At 59.9% G+C, this 1,617-nt stretch carries 2 protein-coding genes and 1 pseudogene; 1 reads left to right on the top strand and 2 read right to left on the bottom strand.

The annotated features are described in order from the left end of the window. Positions 1-320 (top strand): annotated as a pseudogene (locus tag WBB85_RS09245) (F0F1 ATP synthase subunit B); the annotation flags it as partial. 164 nt (positions 321-484) lie between these two features. Here the strand turns inward: WBB85_RS09245 and WBB85_RS09240 are convergent. Both WBB85_RS09240 and WBB85_RS09235 read right to left on the bottom strand, forming a co-directional pair. Continuing rightward, complete coding sequence (locus tag WBB85_RS09240) at positions 485-640, bottom strand: hypothetical protein (protein ID WP_432638332.1); 156 nt, start codon at positions 638-640, stop codon at positions 485-487. Between the two features lie 225 nt (positions 641-865). Beyond that, positions 866-1,617, bottom strand: a 752-nt coding sequence (locus WBB85_RS09235) for a FadR/GntR family transcriptional regulator (protein ID WP_432638331.1), incomplete at its 5' end; no start/stop codon positions are given.

Genomic DNA, 1,617 nt, shown 5'->3' with positions numbered 1-1,617 from the left:
CCATCCTTGCGTCATACGAGCGCAAGCAGAAGGAAGTGCAGGAGCAGGCCGAGCGGATCGTCGAGACCGCGAAGCGCGAGGCGATGGCGGCAGCCGAACAGGCCAAGGAAGACCTCAAGTCCTCCATCACCCGGCGGCTTGCTGCGGCTGAAGACCAGATCGCCTCGGCCGAAGCGGCGGCCGTGCGTGAAGTGCGCAACAGCGCGGTCAATATCGCGGTGGCGGCGGCGGGCGACCTGATTGCCAAGCAGATGTCGGCGACCGAAAAGAACAAGCTGATCGATGCGGCAATCGGTGAAGTCGAAACCCGGCTGCACTGAACCACTGATCAGATGAAACGAACAAGGGCCGGGAACATTCCCGGCCCTTGTTCGTTTTGCTGAAGATGTGGGTGGTCATCCGGGTCAACGCAGCGATTGGGACAGCGACGTAGTCAGTGCCGTGTTCCTGTGATTTGATCGCGCCTTTCCCGGACCGGTGGCGATCATTTCTCCGGCAGTTTGTCGTAAGCTGGCTTGTAGCCCTTGGCCTCATACTGATCGCGCGGGATGCCGAATGGTTTGCCAACGCCCTTGTCAACATAGGCGCTCTCCATGCCGCTGGAGTGCTTTCCGCGATAGAGTCCGGTTGTTTCACTCATGTCATTCTCCTTTGACCAACAAGTAATGTGGCAGAATGATCCGGAAAATGTGGCGAGATAGGGAATAGCCCGGGGCCTTCTATGGGTAATAGGGCGGCGTCAAGATGATTTGTAACGTTTCTTGAAAACAATCAAACGCGCGGCGGCGCCGTTGTTTCACACGCTGTTAACCCTGTCGCTGACGTCCGGACATGCCCCGGTCTGTCTCAGAACGGCGCATGGCGGTTATTTTCGTCCGCCTTCCTGTTCAAAGCGCAGCCGTGCGATGGCTTCATTCCGGCTGGCTTTCAGATCATCTTCCAATGCCCGCCTGACGAAACTCAGATGCGTTTCAATGGCGGTTCGCGCACCGTCCGGATCGCGCGCCTGAAGCGCGTCGTTGATGGCCCGGTGCTGATCCAGAAGCGAGCCGCGCGTCATGCGTTGCTTGAACATGACCTGCCGGTTGTAAAAGACGCCCTGCCGCAGGAGGTCGAACATCGAGCGCATCATATGCAGCATGACGACGTTGTGGCTCGCCTCGATGATCGCCATGTGGAACTCGGCATCAAGCCGGGCCTCATCCGACGGGTCACGCTTCTGATGCGCGGCCTCCATCTTGGCGAAGATGGCCGCGATGACCTGAAGATCGGTGTCAGAGCCCAGCCGCGCCGCACGTTCCGCCGCAAGTCCTTCGAGGTCGCGGCGAAAGTCGAGATAGTCAAAGACCGCCTCATCATGGCTGGCAAACAGCTTCACCAGAGCGGGCGAGAAGGCCGAGCCGAGGACGTCAGCGATAAAGATGCCCGACCCGGCACGGGTGGCGAGGAGCCCTGCATCCTGCAGATCGGCGATGGCTTCGCGCAGGGATGGCCGCGAGACACCCAGACGCTCGGCCATCTCGCGTTCTGAGGGCAGGCGTTCGCCGGGGCGCAGGATGCCGTGCAGGATCAGCCCTTCAATCTGGCGAATGACGGAATTTGAAAGCTTTTCCGGTT

It is taken from the genome of Albidovulum sp., assembly GCF_049646345.1.
In the GTDB taxonomy this organism is placed as follows: Bacteria; Pseudomonadota; Alphaproteobacteria; order Rhodobacterales; family Rhodobacteraceae; genus Albidovulum.
This window is presented reverse-complemented; position numbering and strand designations above follow the sequence as displayed.